17 protein-coding genes are annotated in these 21,006 nt (G+C 73.4%); 7 read left to right on the forward strand and 10 right to left on the reverse strand.

Going from position 1 to position 21,006, the window contains the following annotated elements:
• Positions 1-21 precede the first annotated feature (21 nt).
• Positions 22-654, reverse strand: coding sequence for a hypothetical protein (locus tag WME98_RS31785; protein ID WP_437954041.1), 633 nt, complete (start codon positions 652-654; stop codon positions 22-24).
• Entirely contained in the window at positions 654-1,730 is a 1,077-nt protein-coding gene (locus WME98_RS31790; RefSeq protein ID WP_437945458.1) for an AAA family ATPase, read from the reverse strand. The genes WME98_RS31785 and WME98_RS31790 overlap by 1 nt, the downstream gene beginning before the upstream one ends.
• Positions 1,731-1,809: 79 nt before the next feature.
• Between WME98_RS31790 and WME98_RS31795 the strand changes: the two genes are divergently transcribed.
• Positions 1,810-2,262, forward strand: a complete 453-nt coding sequence (locus WME98_RS31795) for a hypothetical protein (protein ID WP_437611823.1) — start codon at positions 1,810-1,812, stop codon at positions 2,260-2,262.
• A gap of 58 nt (positions 2,263-2,320) precedes the next feature.
• Here WME98_RS31795 and boxB read toward each other — a convergent pair whose 3' ends face one another.
• Both boxB and boxC read right to left on the reverse strand, forming a co-directional pair.
• A complete protein-coding gene (gene boxB / locus WME98_RS31800; protein ID WP_437611825.1) occupies positions 2,321-3,760 on the reverse strand; it encodes a benzoyl-CoA 2,3-epoxidase subunit BoxB in 1,440 nt (479 codons plus the stop codon).
• Positions 3,757-5,499: a 2,3-epoxybenzoyl-CoA dihydrolase gene (boxC, locus tag WME98_RS31805; RefSeq protein ID WP_437945459.1), complete on the reverse strand. Its 1,743-nt coding sequence runs from the start codon at positions 5,497-5,499 to the stop codon at positions 3,757-3,759. The genes boxB and boxC overlap by 4 nt, the downstream gene beginning before the upstream one ends.
• A gap of 87 nt (positions 5,500-5,586) precedes the next feature.
• On the opposite strand from boxC, the gene WME98_RS31810 reads away from it, so the two are divergent.
• Positions 5,587-6,465 carry a helix-turn-helix transcriptional regulator gene (locus tag WME98_RS31810; RefSeq protein WP_437945460.1) on the forward strand — a complete coding sequence of 293 codons (879 nt, stop codon included), beginning with the start codon at positions 5,587-5,589 and terminating at the stop codon, positions 6,463-6,465.
• A gap of 29 nt (positions 6,466-6,494) precedes the next feature.
• Positions 6,495-8,186 (forward strand): glycogen synthase, encoded by a 1,692-nt coding sequence (locus WME98_RS31815; RefSeq protein WP_437954042.1) that lies wholly within the window; start codon positions 6,495-6,497, stop codon positions 8,184-8,186.
• A gap of 93 nt (positions 8,187-8,279) precedes the next feature.
• Here WME98_RS31815 and WME98_RS31820 read toward each other — a convergent pair whose 3' ends face one another.
• On the reverse strand, positions 8,280-9,488 hold the full coding sequence (locus WME98_RS31820) for a DUF3829 domain-containing protein (protein ID WP_437945461.1): 1,209 nt from the start codon (positions 9,486-9,488) through the stop codon (positions 8,280-8,282).
• A gap of 195 nt (positions 9,489-9,683) precedes the next feature.
• Here WME98_RS31820 and WME98_RS31825 point away from each other — a divergent pair, with 195 nt between their 5' ends.
• The 3 genes from WME98_RS31825 to recN all read left to right on the forward strand — a co-directional run bounded on the left by WME98_RS31825 (position 9,684) and on the right by recN (position 15,024).
• Positions 9,684-10,496 (forward strand): hypothetical protein, encoded by an 813-nt coding sequence (locus WME98_RS31825; protein ID WP_061624180.1) that lies wholly within the window; start codon positions 9,684-9,686, stop codon positions 10,494-10,496.
• 231 nt (positions 10,497-10,727) lie between these two features.
• Positions 10,728-13,292, forward strand: a complete 2,565-nt coding sequence (locus tag WME98_RS31830; protein ID WP_437945462.1) for a hypothetical protein — start codon at positions 10,728-10,730, stop codon at positions 13,290-13,292.
• A gap of 70 nt (positions 13,293-13,362) precedes the next feature.
• Positions 13,363-15,024 carry a DNA repair protein RecN gene (gene recN, locus WME98_RS31835; RefSeq protein ID WP_437945463.1) on the forward strand — a complete coding sequence of 554 codons (1,662 nt, stop codon included), beginning with the start codon at positions 13,363-13,365 and terminating at the stop codon, positions 15,022-15,024.
• A gap of 149 nt (positions 15,025-15,173) precedes the next feature.
• On the opposite strand, the gene WME98_RS31840 is transcribed toward recN, so the two are convergent.
• The 3 genes from WME98_RS31840 to WME98_RS31850 all read right to left on the reverse strand — a co-directional run bounded on the left by WME98_RS31840 (position 15,174) and on the right by WME98_RS31850 (position 18,279).
• Positions 15,174-16,664 (reverse strand): FAD-dependent thymidylate synthase, encoded by a 1,491-nt coding sequence (locus tag WME98_RS31840; protein WP_437945464.1) that lies wholly within the window; start codon positions 16,662-16,664, stop codon positions 15,174-15,176.
• Positions 16,665-16,870: 206 nt separating this feature from the next.
• The gene (gene map / locus WME98_RS31845) at positions 16,871-17,689 is read right to left on the reverse strand and encodes a type I methionyl aminopeptidase (RefSeq protein WP_061624554.1); all 819 of its coding nucleotides are present in this window, start codon (positions 17,687-17,689) and stop codon (positions 16,871-16,873) included.
• The gene (locus WME98_RS31850; RefSeq protein ID WP_061624555.1) at positions 17,686-18,279 is read right to left on the reverse strand and encodes a hypothetical protein; all 594 of its coding nucleotides are present in this window, start codon (positions 18,277-18,279) and stop codon (positions 17,686-17,688) included. Before WME98_RS31850 ends, map begins: the two co-directional genes overlap by 4 nt.
• A gap of 361 nt (positions 18,280-18,640) precedes the next feature.
• Here WME98_RS31850 and WME98_RS31855 point away from each other — a divergent pair, with 361 nt between their 5' ends.
• Positions 18,641-19,492, forward strand: coding sequence for a hypothetical protein (locus WME98_RS31855; protein ID WP_437945465.1), 852 nt, complete (start codon positions 18,641-18,643; stop codon positions 19,490-19,492).
• A gap of 196 nt (positions 19,493-19,688) precedes the next feature.
• Here WME98_RS31855 and WME98_RS31860 read toward each other — a convergent pair whose 3' ends face one another.
• Both WME98_RS31860 and WME98_RS31865 read right to left on the reverse strand, forming a co-directional pair.
• Positions 19,689-19,955 carry a NifU family protein gene (locus WME98_RS31860; protein WP_020733528.1) on the reverse strand — a complete coding sequence of 89 codons (267 nt, stop codon included), beginning with the start codon at positions 19,953-19,955 and terminating at the stop codon, positions 19,689-19,691.
• Between the two features lie 178 nt (positions 19,956-20,133).
• Positions 20,134-20,970, reverse strand: a complete 837-nt coding sequence (locus WME98_RS31865) for a hypothetical protein (protein ID WP_437336555.1) — start codon at positions 20,968-20,970, stop codon at positions 20,134-20,136.
• Between the last annotated feature and the right edge of the window lie 36 nt (positions 20,971-21,006).

Here is a 21,006-nt window from a genome sequence, read left to right on the forward strand (position 1 = left end):
CCCGCCCGCGCGGAGCTCACCTCATCGCGCGCCGCGGCCGGCCCGCCGCGGCAGCACCGCGCGGGCGCGCGCGAGCCACTCCGCGAGCGAGGTGGCGTCCGGGGGCACCGCGTCGAGGTCGGCGTCCTCCGCGACGCGCACCATGGCGGCGCCGTCGTCCGGCATCATCCCTTTCGCCGCGAGCATCGCCTGCGCCCGGAGCGGCGACAGCTCCTCGGTCGCCTTCTCGCCGAGGAGCGCGAGGATCCAGCCCTCGAGCGCCGGCGCGGCCACGCCGCCGATCACCTCGGGCGGCGACGAGAGGCTCGACGAGACGCGGCGGATGCCCTCGGCGATCGCCTCGCGCCGCGCCGGATCGCGGTCGATGTCGCGGGAGAACGCGAGGACGTCGCACCCGGCCTCCTTCGCGTCGAGGGCCGCGCCGAGCACGTGGTGCGTGTCCTCGTGGGCCGCGCCGCGCGCCTGGTACTTCCGGATGCTCTTCCACTCGCGGGCGCCGCCGACGACCCACCCGTTCGGCTGGACGCGCGAGAGCAGCGTGAAGAGCACGCCGGGGTGCTTGTCCGACTGGTAGGCCGGGGCTCCGGCGCGGCTGCCGAGCTCGTTCTCGCCCTCGCCGACGAGGAAGATCCGGGTCCTCTCCAGCGGCTTCATCACGGCCGCGCGCCTCCTCCGAGGAGCGGCGCCTCGTCCGCGCCGTTGGCGTAGCTGAGCCAGAGCTCGCCGAGCGCGTACACCCGCGCCCGGTCCTCGAAGCCCGGCGTGTGCAGGATGCGCGTGGCCCTCATCCCCTGCTCGCCGGCGCGGGTGATGACCGTGACCTCCTCGGGCTGGAGCTCGTTCACGACGAGCGGGCTGTGCGTCGCGAGGAGGACCTGGGTCTTCTCGGAGACGAGCCGCAGCGCGCGCATCACGTCGGCGATGCGCGCGGGGTGGAGCCCGTGCTCGGGCTCCTCGACGAGGAGCAGGGGCGTCGGATCGAGGTGCGGCAGCGCCGCGAACGCGAGGTAGTAGAGCATGCCCTCGCTCATCAGCGCCGCCGGCACGACGGCGCCGCCCTCGAGCTTCACCCCGATGGCCTTCGTGGTGGAGCTCGGGTTGGCGAGGTGGATGCTGCGCACGCTGGGAAAGAGGCGGGTGAGCTCCGCGTTCAGCTCGATGTAGGCCGACAGGTCGCGGCTGATGACGGCGTCGTAGAGGGCCGGCAGGCCGGTGCCGCGCTCGTCGGCGAAGCAGAGCGGATGCCCGTCGGGGATCAGCGGGTGCGGGGCCCGCAGCGCGTCCGGGTCGAAGCGGAGCGTCTGCGTGCCGCGCAGGGCCTGGACGATGTCCGGGGCGGGGCGCTCGGGGCTCGGACCGCCGCTCGCGTCGTCGTCCTCGTCCGCGTCGTCGAGCAACGAGGGGGGCTCCAGGTCCCTGGGGAACGACGTCGAGCGGACCCGCCCCGCGGCGTCGAGCTCCACGCGCCACGTCGTGGTCGCCGCCGACACCTCGAACACGGCGCCGCCGAGCGCCCTGCTCGCCGGGGCGCCGCGCCCGAGCGGGTCCGGCGCCGGCGCCCCGAGCGCCCGCTCGAGCACGGAGGAGAGGGTCCGGAGCGCTCGCAGCACGGTGCTCTTGCCGCTGTCGTTCGGCCCGATGAGCGCGTGCAGCGGCGTGAGCTCCAGGGTCGTATCCTGGACGCAGCCGTAGCCCTGGATACGGAGCTGCTCGACGTAGGGTCGGTCCATCGACGTCGACGCCAGCATACCCGCGCGCGCGCCGGCAAGAAACTTGGCCCATCGTCGCCGGCCCCTCTACGCCGCGGTCATGCGCCGCCTCCCGTCGATCGCGGTCCTCCTCGTCGCGCTGGCCGTGCCCCTGGCCGGCGGCCTCGGCGCGCGGCACGCCAGCGCCAGCGTCGCCTACGCGTCGCCCTACACATTCGAGCAGACCTTCGGCACGGCGCTGCGCCTCGTGCGCGTCGATCTCGGCTTCAAGATCGTCGAGAAGGACGTCGCGAGCGGCTACTTGCTCTTCGAGTACAGGAGCCCGGAGAGCGGCGGCAGGGCGACGCAGGGCGCGATCGAGGTCGTGAACGGCCGCGCCGGCGTGCACGTCGCCGTGCAGCTCCCCGCGATGCCGCAGTACCACGAGCAGGTGCTCCTCGACGCCCTCGTGAAGAAGCTCGCCGCCGAGCACGGCGATCCTCCGAAGAAGGCGCCGCCGCCGCCCGCCGACTCGGGCGCGCCGCCCCCTCCCGACGCGGGCGCGGCCCCCTGATCGCTTCGTCCTTGCTCCCGCGCGGACCGCAGGCCCTCCGAGGGCCGGGCAGCTCGCCCTAGCCGCTGCGCCGCACGTACTCGAAGTCGACGGGCTTGCCCTTGAGCCCCTTCGCCGGCGCCGCGATCCAGTTCGCCATCTGCTTCGGATCGAACACCGGCTTCTCCATCAGGCTCTTCACGTACGCCTCGTCGCTCGCGGTCGGCAGCCACGCGTCGCGCTGGCGCTCCCACGCCTCCTTCGAGAGCGGGTTGCCGTCGACGTCGAAGTGGAGCCCCGCGTAGATCCCCGAGCTCCGGTGGAACCGCCGGCTCGGCAGCCTCAGCCTGAACGGCACGCCCGCCTCCTCGATCACCCGGTTCATCTTGTCGATCCCGCGCTGCGAGTCGCTCACGTACTCGTCGCGCAGCACCTCGTTCATCGCGTTGCGGAGCGGCACCTCCTCGCGCCGCCACCCGGCCACCGCGCCGCCCGCCGCCGCCACGGGCACGTCGAGCCGGTACACGCCCTCGACGGCCCGGTGATCCTCGTACGACTCCTCCTTCGCGCGGCCCTTCACGCTCGAGGCGAAGAACGACGCGGCGTTCGAGGAGATCTCCCCGCCGAACAGATCGAGCGACAGCGAGTACCAGAGGTTCAGGTACTTCTGCATCGTCGGCAGATCGACGCCGCCCTCGGCGCGCGCGTCCTCGTTCTTGTTGCGCTTCATCAGCTCGCACGTCCGCTGGACGACGCGGAGCAGGCCCGTCTCGCCGACGAACATGTGGTGCGCCTCCTCGGTCAACATGAACCGCGTCGTGCGCGACAGCGGATCGAAGCCGCTCTCCGCGAGCGCGAGCAGCTGGTACTTGCCGTCGCGATCCGTGAAGTAGGTGAACATGAAGAACGAGAGCCAGTTCGTGCACGGCTCGTTGAAGGCGCCCAGGATCCGCGGCTTGTCCGGGTCGCCGCTCCGCCGCTCCAGGAGCGCCTCCGCCTCTTCCCGCCCGTCGCGGCCGAAGTGGCTGTGCAGGAGGTACACCATCGCCCAGAGGTGCCGCCCCTCCTCGACGTTCACCTGGAACAGGTTCCGCAGGTCGTAGACGCTCGGGCAGCTCTGGCCGAGCAGCCGCTGCTGCTCCACGCTCGCCGGCTCCGTGTCCCCCTGCGTCACCACCAGCCGGCGCAGCATGTTCCGGAGCTCCCCGGGCACCTCCTGCCACGCCGGCTCGCCCAGGTGATCGCCGAAGCCGATCTTCCGGTCCGGCACCCGATCCGCGAGGAAGATGCCCCAGCGGTACTCGGGCATCTTCACGTAGTCGAAGTGCGCCCACCCCTCGTGGTCGACGCTGATCGCCGTGCGCAGGTAGATGTCGTCCGCCTGGAAGCCCTCGGGCCCCGTCTCCCGCCACCAGTCGAGGAACTTCGGCTGCCACGCCTCGAGGGCGCGCTGGAGCTTCTTGTCCGACGCGAGGTCGACGTTGTTCGGGATCCGCTCCGAGTTGATGACCGCGCTCACGTCCGCCTCCAGTCGAATTCGGGGCGCTCCGGGCGCCCGTACATGGTCAGCGCGCCCCGCTGGCCCACCGCGTTCGGGCGCTGGAAGATCCAGTTCTGCCAGGCCGACAGCCGGGAGAAGATCTTCGTCTCCATCGTCTCCGGCCCGCAGAAGCGCAGGCTCGCCTCCATCCCGGTGAGCGCGTCGGGCGACAGGCTCACGCGCTCCTCGATCGCGAGCCGCACCTCGTCGTCCCAGTCCATCGCGTCCGGCGCGAAGGTGCAGAGGCCCTCCTCCAGCGCCTCCTCGGCGGACAGGAGGCCCGTCCGCTCCTTCAGCGCGGCCACGCGCTCCGGCGCGCCCAGGAAGCGCGACGCGAGCCGCGTCAGCCCGTTCGACATCGCGAGCGGACCGAAGTTGAGCGAGCCCAGCGCGACCGTCGCGGGAGACGCGCGCGACGCGTCGTCGTCTCCCCCGTCCAGCATGTAGGACCGGTCCGCCGCGAGGGCGAGCTCGAACAGGCTCCCCGCGAAGCACGAGCCCGGCTCGATCAGCGCGAACACGCTGCGGGCCGTGAGGTCGAGCCGCTTGAGCACGCGCCGCATGTGGAGCAGGACCTCCTTGACGAACCAGTCGTCCCGGGCCGCCCACAGCGCCTCGTCCGCGGCCCGCACCGCGTCCGGCGAGCCGGCCGTCCGGAGGAGGACGAGGCCCACCGTGGGGTGGTTGAAGCGGAGGTCGAGGAGCGCGTCGTCGAGCTCGCGGAACGCGCGGAGCGCCCACAGGTCCGCGCCCGCCCGGCGCATCCCGGCGGCGTCCGACGGCCCCTCGCCGTCCGGCCCGAGCACGCGGATCTCCGCCGTCCGCGCGGCGCGGTCGACCTTCAGCGACACGTGGCGGTAGTCGCAGGTCGACACGTCGCCGTCCTCGGCGCGCCGCGGCTCGAGCGGCGCGAGCTTCACCCCGGGCCCGGGCCGGTCCGGCGTCGCCGCCGCGAGCTCCGCGGCGCGCTGGGCCACCGCCTGATCGAAGCGGCTCCGCGGGATCGCGCGATCGACGAGCCCCCACTCCTGCGCGCGCTTGCCGCGCACCCCCTCGGCCAGCGTCGAGAACACGTCCGCGAGATCGCGCCGCACCTTGCGCTTGTCCACGAGCCGCGTGAGCCCCCCCGTGCCCGGGAGCACGGCGAGCAGCGGCGTCTCCGGGAACGACACGGCGCTGCTCCCGTCGTCGCAGAGGAAGATCTCCTCGCACGCGAGGGCGAGCTCGTAGCCGCCGCCCGACGCGACGCCGTTCAGCGCCGCGAGGTAATGCTGCCCGCTCTCGGAGCACGCCTCCTCCAGCGCGAGCCGCGTCTCGTTCGTGAACTTGCAGAAGTTGACCTTGAACGCGTGCGACGACGACCCGAGCATGTAGATGTTCGCGCCCGCGCAGAAGATCCGCGGCTGCGCGCTGGTCACGACCACCGCCTTCACCTCGGGGTGCTCGAAGCGCAGCCGCTGCACGATGTCCGCGAGCTCGATGTCGACCGCGAGATCGTAGCTGTTCAGCTTCAGCTGGTAGCCGGGCCGCATCGGCGCGTCCTCGTCGACGTCCATCGCGACGCGCGCGATCGCCCCCTCGAACGAGAGCTTCCAGTGCCGGTACCGGCCCGGCGCCGCGTCGAAGCGGACGGGCGAGCCGTCGGCGGACGAGCCCTCTTCCCGGGCTCGGGGCTGCGGCGACGGCGCCGCGGAAGGAGAAGAGGTGGTCGCTTCCATACCGAGAGCCCACCACCGCGACGGGCTTCAGTCAAGCAGTATAGTTCTTGATGACCCGCTTATCATGAAATATATTGCAGTGTAGAGATGCCACCCCGTCAGACATCGCCTCGGGAGCTCCCCGGGCAGGGCCCGGAGGCCGGCGCGGGCGACGCCGGCGCGCCGCCGATCCTCGCGCACCTCGCCGGGCGGCTCCGGCAGCGGCGCCAGGAGCTCGCGCTCACGCTGCGCGAGCTGGCTGAGCTCGCCGGGGTGAGCGAGCGCTTCCTGGTCCTGCTCGAGAGCGGGCGGGCGAACGTGTCCGTGGTGAAGCTGGAGGACATCGGCCGCGCGCTCGGCACCTCGGCCGCCGCGCTGCTCGCGGAGGGCGAGCTCGCCCCGGAGGAGGCGCCGCGCGGCCCGGCCTCCGGCGAGGCGGGGGCGGGCGGGGTCCTCGTCGCGCTGCTCGGCCTGCGCGGGGCCGGCAAGACCACGATCGGCGGCCGCGCCGCGGCGCGGCTCGGGGTGCCCTTCCTCGAGCTCGACGGGCTCGTGGCCGCGCGCGCGGGGATGAGCCTCGCGGCCCTGTTCGAGATCCACGGAAACGCCTACTACCGTCGCCTGGAGCGCGAGGAGCTCGCGCGGCTCGCCGACGCTCGCGCCCACGGGATCATGGCCACGGGCGGGGGCCTCGTGACCGATCCGGCGACCTTCGAGCGGCTGCGGCGCTGCGCGGTGACGGTCTGGCTGCGGGCGAAGCCCGAGGACCACTGGCTGCGCGTGGTCGAGCAGGGCGACGCGCGCCCCATGGCCAACCGGGCCGACGCCATGAAGGAGCTCCGGGCGCTCTTCCAGGCGCGGCGCGCGCTCTATGAGCAAGCCGACTTCGTGGTGGACACGTCGGCGCTCGGACTCGCCCGCTCTGTCGATCGCGTGGTCAAGATCGCTCGTGAAGCTGGTAGAAGGGACGCGACGCGCTCGCCTTGAGCGGGGGCGCGTTCCTCCCTCCCATGTCCATGCCGCGCATGAAAATTCTCTTCGTGGTGTCCGAATGCGTCCCCTTCAGCAAGACCGGCGGCCTCGCCGACGTGGCGGGCGCGCTGCCGATCGCGCTCGCCGCGGCGGGCCACGACGTGCGCGTCGTGATGCCGGCCTACCGGGTCGCCAAGCGTTACCTCGCCCGTCAGATCGAGCGCGCCGAGCAGCAGGCTCCTGGCAGCGGGGCGGTCGCCGCGCCGGCGGTGGCTGCGGCGGCCGCCGGCCCGTCGGCCGACGTTGTCGAGGCCGCTCCCCCGGCGGATGCCGCGGCGGCGGCCGCCGCGCCGGCCGCCGCGCCGGCCGACGCGCCGGCGCTCGCCGCTCCGCAGGGCGGGGACGTGCCGGCGCCGGCGGAGCGCTTCATGCCGCGCCGGCTGCCGGAGCCGCTCGGCATCCCGCTCGGCACGGGCGAGGTGTGGACCGCCGTCTGGGAGACGCGCCTCGATCCCGAGACCCCCGGCGCGCCCGCGCCGCGCGCTTACCTGCTCGAGCACGACGTGCTCTACGATCGCGACGGCATCTACGGGGACGCGCACGGCGAGTTCGGCGACAACCTCGCCCGCTACGCGCTCCTGTCGCGCGGCGCGCTGCAGCTGTGCCACGCGCTCGGCTTCTGGCCGGACGTCGTCCACGTCCACGACTGGCAGACCTCCCTGGTGCCGCTCTACCTCAACGTCCTCGAGCACCGGTCGCCGCTCGCGCGCGCCGCGTCGGTGCTGACGATCCACAACCTCGGGTACCAGGGCTGGTTCAACAAGCATCAGCTCCCCACGACGGGGCTCGGCTGGGATCAGTTCCACAGGTTCTGCCTGGAGGCGTACGACAGCATCAACCTGCTCAAGGCCGGCATCTACAACGCCACGCTCGTCTCCACGGTCTCGCCCAGGTACGCGCAGGAGATCCAGACGTGGGAGGGCGGCGAGGGGCTCGACGGCGTGCTCCGGGATCGCGGCACCGACGTGATCGGCATCCTCAACGGCATCGACGATTCGATCTGGAACCCCGCGACCGACCCTCACATCGCGGCGACGTACTCGGCCGAGGACCTGAGCGGCAAGCGCCTCTGCAAGGCGGCGCTCCAGCGCGAGATGGGCCTCGAGGAGCGCCCCGACGTCCCGCTCCTCGGGCTCATCAGCCGCCTGGCGACCCAGAAGGGGATCGACATCCTCGCGGGCGCGCTCGACCACATCCTCTCGCTCGACGTCCAGCTCGTGGTCCTCGGCTCCGGCGAGCGCTGGGCCGAGGACCTCTTCTCGCGGATCGCCGGCTCGAGCGACCGCTTCCGCGTCTACGTGGGCATGAACGAGGGGCTCGCCCACCGCATCGAGGCGGGCGCCGACCTCTTCCTCATGCCGTCGCGCTACGAGCCCTGCGGCCTGAACCAGCTCTACAGCCAGCGCTACGGGACGCTGCCGGTCGTGCGCGCCGTCGGCGGCCTCGACGACACCGTCGAGAACAACGTCACGGGCTTCAAGTTCGAGGAGATGTCGTCGATGGCGCTCGGGAACACCGTCGCCTGGGCGGTGCACCTCTACCGCGCCGACCCGGCCTACTTCCGGACGATGCAGCTGCGGGCGATGAAGAAGAACTCCGGCTGGGCGCAGGCGGCGCGGCAGTACGAGGCCCTCTACCGCCTCGCCATCTCCCGCCGCACCGGTCGCCCGTTCTGATCGCGCCCGCGCCCCCGACAGGAGGCGCGGCGCGATCGGCGGCCGCGCGGCCGCGGGCGCGCCTCCCTTCCGGGGAGCGCCGCCCGGGGCGCGCTACTCCTTCTGCGGCTCGGCCGCGGGCGCGGCGGGCGCCGCCGGCTGCGCGGCCCCGGCGGCCTCGCGCGTCGCCGCCTGGCCCTTCGCCATGAGCGAGCGCGAGAGCGCCCGGTGCTTCCCCTCGACCACCGACACGAAGCTCGTGACGACCGGCAGGAACAGGGCGGGGGAGGAGATCCCCTGGTCGGTCAGCTTCGGCTCGGCCGCCTTCACGTCGCGGACGAAGCCCTCGAGCGCCGGGGTCATGATCTTGGCCCACGGGTCGGTCTGATGGCTCGTGCCGTGGGTCTTGAGCGCCGCCGTCGACGTCTCCACCTTCTGGAGCGCGGTCTTCGCCGCCGCGGGGTCGACGTTCTTGCTGGCGAGGATCACCATGAGCGCGCGCGCGTCCTCGAGGGCCGTGATCGCCGCCTTCTGGCCCTCGTCCGCCTTCGAGAGGTCGGGCAGGTGCGACGAGTGCCACGCCGACACCGCGAGGCCGAGCTTGTCGGAGTGCGCGTCGAGCTTCTGGAAGTCGGCGATGAGCTTCGCGTGAAGCTCCTTGCCCTTCGCGAAGCTGTCCTTCTTGTACTCCTCGCGCTGGTAGTAGTTGGCCGCCGTGGCGATGTTCTTCGCGAGCTCGGTCGCGAACGGCGCGTACTCGGCGAGCGCCGCGTCGACGTCCGGCATGGCCGGCTCCTTCAGGCTGAGGGCGACGGTGCAGGCCCGCGCGTTGCGCTCGTGCGGGGCGCGCGCGCTGAAGTTGAACGGCCGGCGGTCGTCCTTGCCGGGCGGCGTCGGCCCGGCCTTGGCGGCGCCGGCGGCTGCGCTGCCGGACGCCGCGGCCGCGGCCGCGCCGGGCACGGGCGGCTTGGCGGGGAGCAAGCCCTTCGGGGCGTCGCCGGCCTTCGCCTGGTCCTCGGTGCCGAACTTCGGGATCTTCTTCTCGCTGGGCTCGTCCTTGCCGAGGCTCGCGAGGTACGCGTCGCGGGCCTGTTTCAGCGAGAGCGTCCCGAAGTAGCAGACGTCGACGCGGTACTCCTTCATCGACTGCGGGTCGACCTTCGCGATCGGCGACACGGGCGTCCGCAGGTTCTTGCCCTTGTTCGCCGCCGCGGAGCTTGCCGGCTGCTCCGGCTGGGGGGGAGGCGGGTCCTCCTTGCAGCCGGCGACACCGCTGGCGACGAGCACGAGCGCGATGGAACAGAGAGACCTGACGGAAATCATTCGAAGTGCCTCCTCGGCTGGCGCAGGAACGGGCGCATCATGCCTAAGCCGGCGGCGCTTGCAACACCGGCCATGGGCGGGAACGTGCGGCGCTGGTCGGGAAAAACCCGGCTCCGGCCCCAAACACGCGGGCTCTCCGGGTTCTTCCTCGCCTCCGCTGTAGCTGATGGAACGATCCGGGTCTAAGGTCGCCGCGTGAAGCTGCGAAGCCTGACCCTGGACGAGCTCACCATCGACGACGAGCGCTCTTTCCGGCACGTCGCGCTGTACGACGATCTGAAGCAGGTCCTCCGGCGCGACGGGTACCGCTTCCGCGTGCCCGAGGGCGAGGCGAGCTGGGACCGGGTCGTCTTCCTGAACCTGACGTTCTGGAGCCAGAGCGAGCAGGGCGACCTGATCGCCAGCGATCACCTCGCCGCGGACGTGGTCGCGCACGTCGCGTGGCACCACCTCGCCCACCGCGCCCTCACGGCCGCGAGCGCCGGCGCTCCGCCCAGCGCGGAGGCGCTCCTGCTCGCCGAGGCCATCGCGAGCGCCTTCGATCTGTACCTCGTCGGGCGCCTCCTTGGGCACGCGCCGAACGCCGAGTTCCTGGCCACGCAGGTGCCGGCGATGGCCGAGGCGGCCGAGGCCGCCGGGCTCTCCGACGACGGCTTCGAGGCGCTCCTGGAGAGCGTGTCCGCGGATCCGGAGCGCGCCTTCGAGGACCTCCGCGCCCTGCTCTTCGACGTGACCACCGCGCTCCTGCCCTGCGATCGCCTGAGCCGCGCGGCCGAGGTCCTCTCCGGCTTCGACGCGCACCGCTTCGCCCCGCTCCTCCACCACTACGAGCTGTCGAACTGGATCCTGTCGACGCGCGCTCCCGGGTCGCCGCCCGCCCCCGATCCGGTCGCCCGGGCCGTCGACGCGGCCCTGCGGAGCGCGCCGGTCTCGCTGGCGTGGTTGGAGCAGCGCTGGGTGCGCCCCCCCGCGCCGCTCCCCGTGCGCGCCGGAACACCCTCCGGCTGAGGGCCGAGCCTCGCGGAAGGTCCGGGTGGAGGGGGAGCCCCGCGGAGCGGAGCGGGCGAGCCCGAGGGCGGCCGCCCCGGTCAATTGCCAAGAAGATTGCGCGCCCAGACGAGCTGCGCGATTCTCTTCATCAAGGTGCAACTCGCCTGCTCTGTCTGCAGGGCCTACGTGGAGATCGGGGTAGGACGCGAGATGCGTCCGTCGTTGCCGTTTGTCTGCAAATCCTGCCGCATGCAGAGCAAGCAGTCGGCGTCCGACCGGGGCGAGCCGCGGTCGTCCCCCTCGATCGTTCCGAGCTCCGCGAGCGGGCGCGACCGGCGCGAGCCGCCGAGCGAGCCGGAGCGGGCGAAGCCGTCCTCCGGGCGCGCGCTCGAGCGGGAGCCCGCGCTGTCCAGCGACCTGCTGGACGCCGAGACGACGCTCCCGGGCGCGGGCATCCAGCGCAGGGCGGCGCCGGCGCGCGACCCGGAGCGGCGCGCGGCGTCGGCGGCGTCGGCGCCCCCCGCGCGGCGGCGAGGGCTCACGCTCGCGGAGCGGATCGCGCAGCAGGAGCTGGAGGACGCGCCGGCGTCCAGCCCGAGGCCGCACGCGCTCGACGCGCTCGACGCGGCGGCGGAGGCCTCGCTCGAGCACGCGGTGGTGACGCCGGACGGGGGGCTGGGGCGGCGCGAGGTCCAGATGCGTCCTCGCACGTTCGCCGGCGTCTCCTGGGACGACGCGCGCCGCAGCGTCGCGGCGCCGCCGGCGGCCAGCCGGAGCCCGTCCGCGCTCCCTCCTGCCGACTCCGATCCCGTCTCGATCCAGGACCTCGCGCAGATGCTCTCTCCCGGGGTCGAGCCGCCCTCGCTCTCCTTCGGGGCGGACGCCGCCGAGGACGAGCGCGCGAGCCAGCCCGCGCCAGCGCCCGACGCGCCCCCGAGGCCGCGCGCCGTCCCGCGGACGCCGGTCCCGGTCCGCCCGCCGGCGCGGCGCGAGCACCGCATCACGGCGGCGCCGGCGGCGATGCGACCGCGGTCGGCCGCGGCCCCGCGCGCGGGCGCCTCCCCGCGGCCCGTGGCGCCGCCGTCCGAGATGCCGCCGGCGCCGCTGTCCGAGCTGCCCCCCGCGCCGCTGTCGATCGACGAGGGCCGGCCCTCGTCGCACCGCTCGTCGCCCGAGCTCCGCCTCCAGGACGTGCAGGCCATGGCGGCGCTCGCCCCGCAGCCCCTGCCGTCCACGCGCCGCGCCCGGTCGGGCCCGGGCCCCGCGGCGCCCGCCGACGCCTCTCCGGCGGATCTGGCCCTGCTGGGGTCGCTCGCTCCATCGCCGACCGCGGGCCCGCCGCCGTTCCCGAGCCCGCCGCCGACCGCGGGCCCGCCGCCATTCCCGAGCTCCCGGCAGACCGCGGGCCCGCCGCCGTTCCCGAGCCCGCCGCCCGCCGCCGAGGCGTCGCGGCGAGAGCGCGGCAGGCCGAGGGCGTCCGGGGCCCCGGGCGCCGCGGAAGGGCTGCGCGAGCAGGGAAGCGACGAGCGCCCCTCGCGCGAGCCGCCGGCGCGCGCGAGCAGCGCCCCCAGGGCGACCGCCCGCTCGGCGGGCGACCGGATCAGCCAGACCGACCTGCGTGGGCGCGCCGGTCGCAAGGAGGACTCGGGCCTGATCGACCTCCGCAGCATGGCGCCGCCGCCCGGCGCGGAGGACGGCGCGCGCCGCAACGAGGACCGGGCCGACGACGAGATCCTGAGCATTAGCGGCGGGCTGTTCGAGGGGGCCGCCGCTGAGCGCAGCTCGTCCCCGTCGTTCCCGGCGCAGCCCGTCGAGCCCGACCTCGTCGCCGTCGAGGGGAACACGTCCGCCGAGGACGCCGGGGAAGAGGCGCCGCCGCGCACCTCGAGCACCGCCGGCCCTCTCCTGCGCGTCCTCTCGACGCCGGCTGCGCGCCAGTACCTGGCGATCGCCGGCTGGGTGACCGTGGTCTTCGTCGTGTTCGGCGCGGCGCTGTACCTGGCGCAGGCCCGCGGCCGCTCGTCCACCGCCGCGGCGGATCACGCCGCGCCGGCGAGCAGCAGCGGCGCGCTCGCCGCGGCCCCGCCGGAGGCGGCGGCTCCGCCCGAGGTGGCGCCGCCGCCCGCCGCCCCTGCCCCTGCCGACCAGGCCGCCGACCGGGAGCCGTCCCTCGACGACGAGCCGGTCGCGGACTCGCCGTCCGCCGCCCTCGGCGCCGCCGCCGAGGCGCCGGCCGCATCCGCCGCGGCCATGCCGACGGGCGAGCCGGCCGCGCCGCCGCCGTCCGAGCCGGCGAAGGCGGGCATTGCGCCCGGGCCGGCGCCTTTGCCGAGCGCCGCGCCCGCGGCGGCCGCTGCGCCGGCGACGACCGCTGCTCCGGCGACGGCCGCTGCGCCGGCGGCGGTCGCCGGCCCGCAGGCCGGCGAGGGGTCTCAGGCGGCCGAGAGGCCGGCCCGGGCTGCGGCGCCGAGCGCGCCCGAGCGCGCGAAGCCGGCGGCCAAGCAGCCGCCGGCGACCTCGGCGCTCCTGCCGGCGAAGGACGAGCCGGCCCGCTTCGATCAGAGCGCGGCGACGAGCGCGCTCGCGTCCGCGGCCGCCGCCGCCGCCGGGTGCACCGGCGAGGGGCTCACGGGCACGGCGCGCGTGGCCGTCACGTTCGCGCCCTCGGGCAAGACCATGTCGGCCCGCGTGGAAGGGGGCGACCTCGTCGGGACCGCCACCGCCGCGTGCATCGCCGCCGCGTTCCGCAGCGCCACGGTGCCGCCCTTCGAGGGCATCCCGGTCACCGTCATGAAGCAGGTGAAGATCCGCTGACGACGGGCCGAAAGCTTCCTATCCTCCCGCCGCTGTGCTGGTCGCCCTTCGGGTCAAGAACTTCATTCTGATGGATGCCCTCGAGCTCCGGCTCGAACCTGGGTTCAACGTGCTCACCGGCGAGACGGGCGCGGGCAAGTCGATCGTCGTGGGCGCGCTCTCGCTGGTCCTCGGCGGCCGCGCGAGCGCGGAGCAGGTCCGGCCCGGCGCCGACGAGGCCGAGATCGAGGCGCTCTTCGACGTGCGCAGCTCGGATCGCGCGATGGCGATGCTCGACGCCGCCGGCATCGCGAGCGACGGCGAGCTCGTGATCCGCCGCGTCGTCCAGGCGACCGGCCGCTCGCGCGCCTACCTGAACGGCCGCCTCTGCACCGCGGGCGAGCTCCAGGCGTTCGCCCCGGAGCTCGCCGACGTCGCCTCGCAGCACGAGAGCGTCGCGCTCACCGATCCGTCGACGCACCTCGGCTACCTCGATCGCTTCGGCCGCCTGGTGCCGGCGCGCAGCGAGCTCGCGGCGGACGTCGGCGAGCTCGAGGCGCTCTCCGCCCAGCTCCGGGCCGCCCGCGAGCTGGAGCGCGGCCGCGGCGAGCGCGAGGCGTTCCTCTCGTTCCAGCTCCAGGCCATCGACGCGCTCTCGCCGCGCCCCGGCGAGCTCGCCGATCTCGCGGCCGAGCGCAACCGGCTCCGCCACGCGGGCCGCCTGCACGACATCACGCGGCGCGCGGCGTCCCGCCTCGATCAAGGGGACGACGCCATGTGCGACGAGCTCGCGCGCCTCGCCTCGGAGCTCCGGGCCGCCGCGGAGATCGACCCCGCGCTCGACGACGTCGCCCGCGCCGTCGACGGCTGCTGGACGGAGCTCAGCGAGGCGGCCCGCCAGATCGCCCGCTACGCCGAGCGCGCGGAGGCCGATCCGGATCGCCTCTCCGAGATCGAGGACCGCATGTACCGCCTCGAGGGCCTGCTCCGGCAGCACGGCCCGACGCTCGACGACGTGCTCGCCGCGCGGGCGCGCCTCGCGGCCGAGCTGGAGCACCTCGCGGGGGTCGAGAGCCACGTCGCGGAGCTCGAGCGGCGGCGCGACGCGCTGCTCGCCGTCGCCGCCGAGCGCGCCCGCAAGCTCTCGGCGAAGCGGCGGAAGGCCGGCGAGAAGCTCGGCGCCGCGATCTCGGCGGAGCTCGCCGACCTCGGCATGGGCGGCGCGCGGGTGGTCGTGGACATCGAGCCGCACGGCGGCGACCGCGCCGAGCTCGTGGTCGACGGCGCCCGCCTCGGCCAGGACGGCATCGACCGCGTCGAGTTCCTCATCTCGCCCAACAAGGGGATCGAGCCTCGCCCGCTGCGCCGCATCGCCTCGGGCGGCGAGCTGTCGCGCGCGCTGCTCGCGCTCAAGCGCGTGCTCGCGGAGTGCGGGCCGGCGGGGCTCTACGTCTTCGACGAGGTCGACAGCGGCGTCGGCGGCGCCGTCGCCGACAAGATCGGGCGGGCGATCGGCGACGTGGCGCGCCACCACCAGGTGCTCTGCATCACGCACCTCGCGCCCATCGCGGCGTTCGCCAGCGCTCACTTCGTGGTCGCCAAGGAGAACGCGGGCGGCATCGCGAAGAGCTCGGTGACGCGCGTCGACAAGAAGGATCGCATCGCCGAGGTGGCGCGGATGCTGTCGGGCGCGAAGGTCACCGGCGCGTCGCTCAGGGCCGCGACGGAGCTCATCGAAGCGGCGCGCCTCTAGAGCGGCGGGCACCCGCTTCGGATACGGGCCCACCTCGACGTTTTCGGTGCTCAGCGCACCGGAGTGCGCTTGCGCGCCGAAAACGCCGATCTGGGCCCGTCTCCTGTGCGGGTGACCGCCGCTCTGCGACGGCGTACCCAAGGCGCGGATCAGCTCCGCGCGAGCGCGTAGTCGTTCAGATCGACGCGGATCATGTCCTTGAGCCACGGGTGCACCGTGATCGCGGTGCGGTACAGCCCCTGGGCGATGCGCCGGTAGCTCGTGTGCCCCTGCTTCGCCGAGCGGAGCTCGATCACGTGGAAGAGCTCGCGCAGGTTGAGCGTCCACAGGGTCCGCACGCGGAAGCCGAGCGGCACCGCGTACTGCGCCTCCAGGGGGTAGCGCTCCTCCATCGCGTGCCAGGCGTCGCGCGCGGCGAGCATCGCGTCCTGGTAGGCCTCGGCGTGGCCGAGGTCCGACAGGGCCTGCGGAGTCTCGAAGCCGAGCCGGCAGGTGAGCCGCTGCGTCGCGGGCGTCAGCATCCGGTGGCGCTGCAGGTCGCGGTACGCGCCGTAGTCGAGCATCAGCTCGAAGGTCATCGTCGACGCCTCGAACGCGCGCGGCGGCGCGTCGTAGGGGCCGCGCTTCGCGCACGCCGCCTGCGCGATGGCGATGAGCTCCGGCAGCGTCGCCCGGCGGAGCGCGTCGCCGAGGTTGTAGGCGTGCACGCCCGGGTCGCTGCCCTCGTACGCGAGCGCCAGCGCGATGCGCTCCAGCGCGTCCTTGTCGTAGCGCACGAGCCGGACGGGCTGGTTGATCACCATCGTCGCGCTCACGCCCTCCTCCGGCGGCGTGTAGACGCGCTTCATCGCCTCGGCGACGGTGGCTTGCAGCCCCTTCCGAAGCTCGTTCGGCGCGGCGTACTTCACCAGCGTCGGGGTCACGGCGAGCGCCGCCGCGTGCATCTCGCGGGCGACCCTGCGCACCTCCTCGAGCGGGTGCGACAGCATCTTCGTGAGCAGGATCTCGAGCGCCCGCGCGTTCGCGGTGAGCCCGATGTTCGTCCGCGTCCCCGCCGGCAGGAGCCCGCGCAGGAGATCGCACGCCTGCGCGCGCAGCGCGCCGCGGTAGGCCGCGTCCGACATCTTCTCGGGCTTCGGCTCGCGCGCGCTCAGCCGCTCGGTCACCTTCGGCACCAGGTCGAGGTAGGTCGCGAAGAGCCGCTCGCTCGCGGCGCGGTACCTCGCGCCGTGCTCCGGATCGAGCTCCGGCAGGTCGACGAACGAGTGCTGATCGAAGACGACGTAGCGCGTGCTCTTCTCCGTGTAGGAGCCGAGCCGCAGGTCCTCGATCACCTTGGAGGCGACGATGCTCACGTTCTCGATCGCGAGGTGCACCACGGCGTGCTCTGCGACCGACGCGTGGCCGTAGCCGACGACCCACTTCTCGTGGAAGCTCCGCGCCTTGTCCGACGCGAACGCGAGCCCTCGGTGCGGCCGGTCGCCGGCGCCGGGGGCCACGTCGAGCTCCTCGTCGCCGAGCAGGCGCGCCAGGTTGGTGCGCAGATCGTCGCGGCTGCGCGAGTAGTACGCGAACAGGACGGCGATGACTTCTTCCGGCAGACCCGACAGCGAGAAGACGTCAGCCGTCAGGCTCGACACATACGGCGCGATTCTGGCACGCGACGCTTCGTCCAAGGCCATGCCCTGCTTCTACCCCTAATCCTCGGCCGATCGGTCGAGAAAACTCGGTTTCCACTCGTCGGCGCCGGTCCACCTCGGCCCTCTGGCCGCGGCCGGCCGGCGCGCGGCGCCCTACGTTCGCGGGGCGCGGCGCGCCCCACCTTGGCGCGGCGCCGGCGCGCGCCTCAGAGCGCCCGCGCCTCGGAGACGGCGAACGGATCCGGGAAGATCTCGCTGTTCGCGAGCGGCCTGCTCCGCCGGGTCAGCACCTCGCAGCCGGTCCTCGTGACCACGATGGTGTGCTCGAACTGCGCCGACAGCGAGCGATCGGCCGTCAGCGCGGTCCACTTGTCCTCCTGGATCTCGACCTCGTACGTGCCGAGGTTGATCATCGGCTCGATCGTGAAGCACATGCCGGCGCGGAGCCGGGTGCCGCTGCCGTACTTGCCCACGTGCGAGACCTGCGGCGCCTCGTGGAAGCGCCGCCCGATGCCGTGGCCGACGAAGGCCCTCACCACCGAGCAGCCCTCGGCCTCGGCGAACTCCTGGATGGCGGCCCCGATGTCGCCGAGGCGCGCCCCGTCCCGGACCTGCGCGATGCCGAGCTGCAGGCTGCGCCGCGAGACCTCGGTCACGTGCTTCGCCTCCGGCGACGGCTTGCCGATGTAGAAGGTCGCGGAGGTGTCCCCGTAGAAGCCGTTGTAGATCGTGGTCACGTCCACGTTGATGATGTCGCCCGGCTCGAGGACGCGATCGCACGGGATGCCGTGGCAGACCACCTCGTTGATCGAGGTGCAGACGCTCTTCGGGAACCCGTGGTAGTTGAGCGGCGCGGGGTAGCCGCCGCGGCGGAGGGTGTCCTCGTGGACGAAGGTGTTGATGTCCTCGGTGGTGATGCCGGCGCGGATCATCTCGCCCACCCCGAGGAGCGTCTCGGCCGCCATCTGGCAGGCCACCCGCAGGGCGTCGACTTCCTTGACCGTCTTGATGCTCACGTTGCTCACGGCGCAGACAGCTCCCCGAGGACGACGGCCTCCTTGACGGCCGCGGCGACCTCCGCTGTATCAGGTGAAAGGTGCCAGTGGATCTCCGGCTCGCCGTCCACGCCGGCGAAGCGCCGGATGAAGGCGATGAAGATGAGCCCTCGGAGCCGCGCGTCGATCGCCTTGGCGATGGCGAACGCGCGGCTCTGCGGGCGGATGTGGAGCTCGAACGTCCGATCCGGCACCCGGGGTGTAGCTAGGGGAGGGTAGCCGACCTGGATCCCGAGGTGATAGGTGCTCTGGTCTCCGATCGAGTCGACGGTCACCGTGCTCACGCGGACCCGCGCGACGACGTCGGCCGTCTGCGCCCTCTCGCGGAGGAACGGGTCGGACCTGGGGGAGGGGCCGTCCAGGGAGAAGCCCACGGCGGCGGGCTCGATGTTGTCGTCGAAGACCTCGCGCGCGTGCCCCTCCCACGCGGGCGCCCCGCCCAGCGCATCGGCGGACGTCGCGGCGCGCTCCTGGTCGGCGACGCAGCCGCCGGCGGGGCCAACGGTCGCCAGCGCGGCGAGCGCGAGGCGAAGCGGAGCAGCACCGGTGGCGGAAATCATCTTTGGGACCGGAGCTCGTAGCACGTCGGCTCGCCCCTGTCAGGACCCCACACACATCGGCCACAAGCGCTGTTGAGGCCGTTTTCCCTCGTCGTTCTCCCTGTACCGCGCGCCGCGCGGTGCTTCGTGCGCCCAGCGTTGAATCGTCTCGTCGTCCTGTGTTCGTCCTTCACCGGTTTCACGGCTTCCATCGACGGGGCGGAGCCGCCGTCCAACGTCAGCGGGCGGCCCCGGTCGGCGGGGATCCTATTCTCCTGTCCTACCGCAGGTGCTAGCGTTCCCGGGCTTGCCGGGCTGGGTTCCTAACTTTTGCGATTGCAGAGCGCGCAGGGACAGGGCCTGCGCCGGCTGGAGGAAGAACATGAAAGCGAAGAGGCTCCTGGGAGCAGCGTTGGCCGTTGGGCTGGGCCTTGCGGCGATCACGAGCACGACCGTGGTGGCTGCCCAGCCGAAGGGGAAGAGCGGGGCGCCGGCCGCGGCCCCTGCCCGGCCTGCCGAGCCGCCGTCGACGAAGAAGACGATCGCGCTGACCCCTGCCGGGCTCGCGTGGGGGATGAGCACCAAGCAGGTCGCGGCGTTGATCGACAAGATGCTCGATGAGGCGTACGTGCCGCGGTACAAGGCGACGTCGCCCGGCGTGAAGATGAAGGCGCTCGACGCCGAGCTCGCCGAGGAAAAGAGCGCGTTCCGCCGCAGCCGCATCGACTTCGGCAAGCTGCCGACGGGCATCGACGCGACGCCGCTCAAGGGCGAGTACACCTACCTCAACAAGGAATCGATGATGACGCTGGCCCGCGCCGACGGCGGGAAGCGTTACTTCTTCTTCATCCAGGACAAGCTCTGGAAGATCATCGATGAGCATGGGCTGGGCGAGGGCAACCCGCGCGGCAAGGACTACCAGTCGGCGGTCATCAAGCTCGCGACGGCGTTCGGGGTGCCTGGCCGCGTGACCCCGCCCGAGCCGGAGAAGGGCCGCTACGTCACCGAGGTCGACTGGAAGGACGCGGCCACGCATTTCCGCGCGATCGAGCGCAGCGAGAGCGAGATCGCCTTCGCCTACGAGGACCTGGTGACGCTGAGCAGCCTCGATTCGCTCCGTCCCAACAAGCCGGTCGACGCGAACGCCATCGACCCCGCCGTCGCCTCCGCCGTCCGCAAGGACGAGCCCCCCCCGGCCCCCCCTCCGACCGACAAGGCCGGCAAGAAGAAGTAGCCCTCTCCGTTCTTCCCCCTCGGAGCCCCTCCCGCGGGCTCCTCCTTCCGCCCCCTCCCATCTCCAGAGCCACGCTTGCGGCGGTCGCCCGCACAGGAGACGGGCCCAGATCGGCGTTTTCGGCGCGGAGGCGTACTCTTGTACGCCGAGCACCGAAAACGTCGAGATGGGCCCGTATCCGAAGCGGGCGCCCGCCCTACGAGATGAGGGAGGCGCCGTCGGGGACGCGCATTCCGTTGGTCACGACGACCCGCGCGGACGGCGCGACCGCGAGCACCGCCGGCTCGATCACCGCGCGCGCGGTGAGCATCGCCCCGGGGCAGCCCGAGCATGCGCCGGCCAGGTGGAGCGTCAGGTGGTCGGGCTCGACCGCCACGATGTAGAGCTCACCGCCGTCGGCTCGGACGAGCGGCGCGATGACCTCGCGGCAGACCTTGAGAAGCTGATCGATGGAAGCCGGCATGGGGGTGAGCTCGCAGCGCGAGCCAGCTGCGAGCCTAGCACGGCAGCGCTCGATCGCGGGAGATCGCCCCGACCCCCCCGCGCCGGTCGCCCTGGCCGCGGCCCGGAGGGCCCGCGCCCGGCGCTCGCCCCCACAGCCTGCCCGGCGCTCGCCCTCGCCGGTTGCCCGGCGCTCGCCCTCACAGCGTCGAGACGAGCGCGGCGACGCCCGCGTCGGCGGCGAGCTCCGGCGTGCGCTGCGCCGCGGCGCCGAAGGTGCGCCCGGCGATCTCGACCGTCCCGCTCCACGGGCCCGAGGCGGTCTTCGACGGCAGGTCGAGCTTCTCGAGCGCCTCGGTGTTGACATCGGGCGTCACCGGTCCTCCGTAGGCCTTCGCGCCCTTCCACGCGAAGACGTAGAGCAGCGGCGTCGACTTCAGGCCGTCGCGCTTGGCGATCTCGGCGATGTCGCGCTTGGCCGCCTCCTGCAGCCGGTACGCGTAGGCGCGGAACGACCAGCCCGTGACGAAGAGGCCCTTGAGCTCGCCGTCGCTCGCCTTGACCGGGTGCACCGCGACCCACTGGAGATCGGGGCCGTTCCGGACGCCGCGCATCTCCTGCATCTCCCCGAACGCCTCGACCAGCCCGCTGCCCGGCGCCAGCACCTTCCTGAGATCGGGGAACGAGGCGAGGACGGAGCGGTTGGCGAGCATGTCCGGATCGGCCTCGCTGCGCAGCACCGTGCCGCTCGGATCGGCGAACGAGAAGAAGGTGCTCTTCGCGAACTCGAGCTCCTTCACCGAGGCGCGCGCGCCCGCGATCGCCCGCTGGAGCCCGAGCAGGTTCGCGCCCGGGTCGGTGTCGATCAGCGCCGCGAGCTTCTGCGAGCCCGCGGGGAGGCCCGTCCGCACCTGGCCGACGTCCTCCGCCACGACCGGCGCGAGCTTGGCGCAGAGCTCCGCGGCCTGCTTCTGCGACGTCTTGCCGTCCTCCTGACATGCGCTCGCGAGGGCGGCGACCAGCGCACACGTGAGCACGACGGGCTTGTTTTCGCTTCGGGCGAGGGTTGAAGA

It is taken from the genome of Sorangium sp. So ce296 (genome assembly GCF_051529605.1).
GTDB lineage: Bacteria > Myxococcota_A > Polyangia > Polyangiales > Polyangiaceae > Sorangium > Sorangium cellulosum_D.

What these genes read in the sequence shown, in the direction of transcription:
- WME98_RS31790 (WP_437945458.1), bottom strand. Translation starts at nt 1,730, where the DNA reads ATGGACCGACCCTACGTCGAGCAGCTCCGTATCCAGGGCTACGGCTGC.
- WME98_RS31795 (WP_437611823.1), top strand. Translation starts at nt 1,810, where the DNA reads ATGCGCCGCCTCCCGTCGATCGCGGTCCTCCTCGTCGCGCTGGCCGTG.
- WME98_RS31860 (WP_020733528.1), bottom strand. Translation starts at nt 19,955, where the DNA reads ATGCCGGCTTCCATCGATCAGCTTCTCAAGGTCTGCCGCGAGGTCATC.
- WME98_RS31855 (WP_437945465.1), top strand. Translation starts at nt 18,641, where the DNA reads ATGAAAGCGAAGAGGCTCCTGGGAGCAGCGTTGGCCGTTGGGCTGGGC.
- WME98_RS31830 (WP_437945462.1), top strand. Translation starts at nt 10,728, where the DNA reads ATGCAGAGCAAGCAGTCGGCGTCCGACCGGGGCGAGCCGCGGTCGTCC.
- boxC (WP_437945459.1), bottom strand. Translation starts at nt 5,499, where the DNA reads ATGGAAGCGACCACCTCTTCTCCTTCCGCGGCGCCGTCGCCGCAGCCC.
- WME98_RS31785 (WP_437954041.1), bottom strand. Translation starts at nt 654, where the DNA reads ATGAAGCCGCTGGAGAGGACCCGGATCTTCCTCGTCGGCGAGGGCGAG.
- WME98_RS31815 (WP_437954042.1), top strand. Translation starts at nt 6,495, where the DNA reads ATGCCGCGCATGAAAATTCTCTTCGTGGTGTCCGAATGCGTCCCCTTC.
- WME98_RS31810 (WP_437945460.1), top strand. Translation starts at nt 5,587, where the DNA reads ATGCCACCCCGTCAGACATCGCCTCGGGAGCTCCCCGGGCAGGGCCCG.
- recN (WP_437945463.1), top strand. Translation starts at nt 13,363, where the DNA reads ATGGATGCCCTCGAGCTCCGGCTCGAACCTGGGTTCAACGTGCTCACC.
- WME98_RS31820 (WP_437945461.1), bottom strand. Translation starts at nt 9,488, where the DNA reads ATGATTTCCGTCAGGTCTCTCTGTTCCATCGCGCTCGTGCTCGTCGCC.
- WME98_RS31850 (WP_061624555.1), bottom strand. Translation starts at nt 18,279, where the DNA reads ATGATTTCCGCCACCGGTGCTGCTCCGCTTCGCCTCGCGCTCGCCGCG.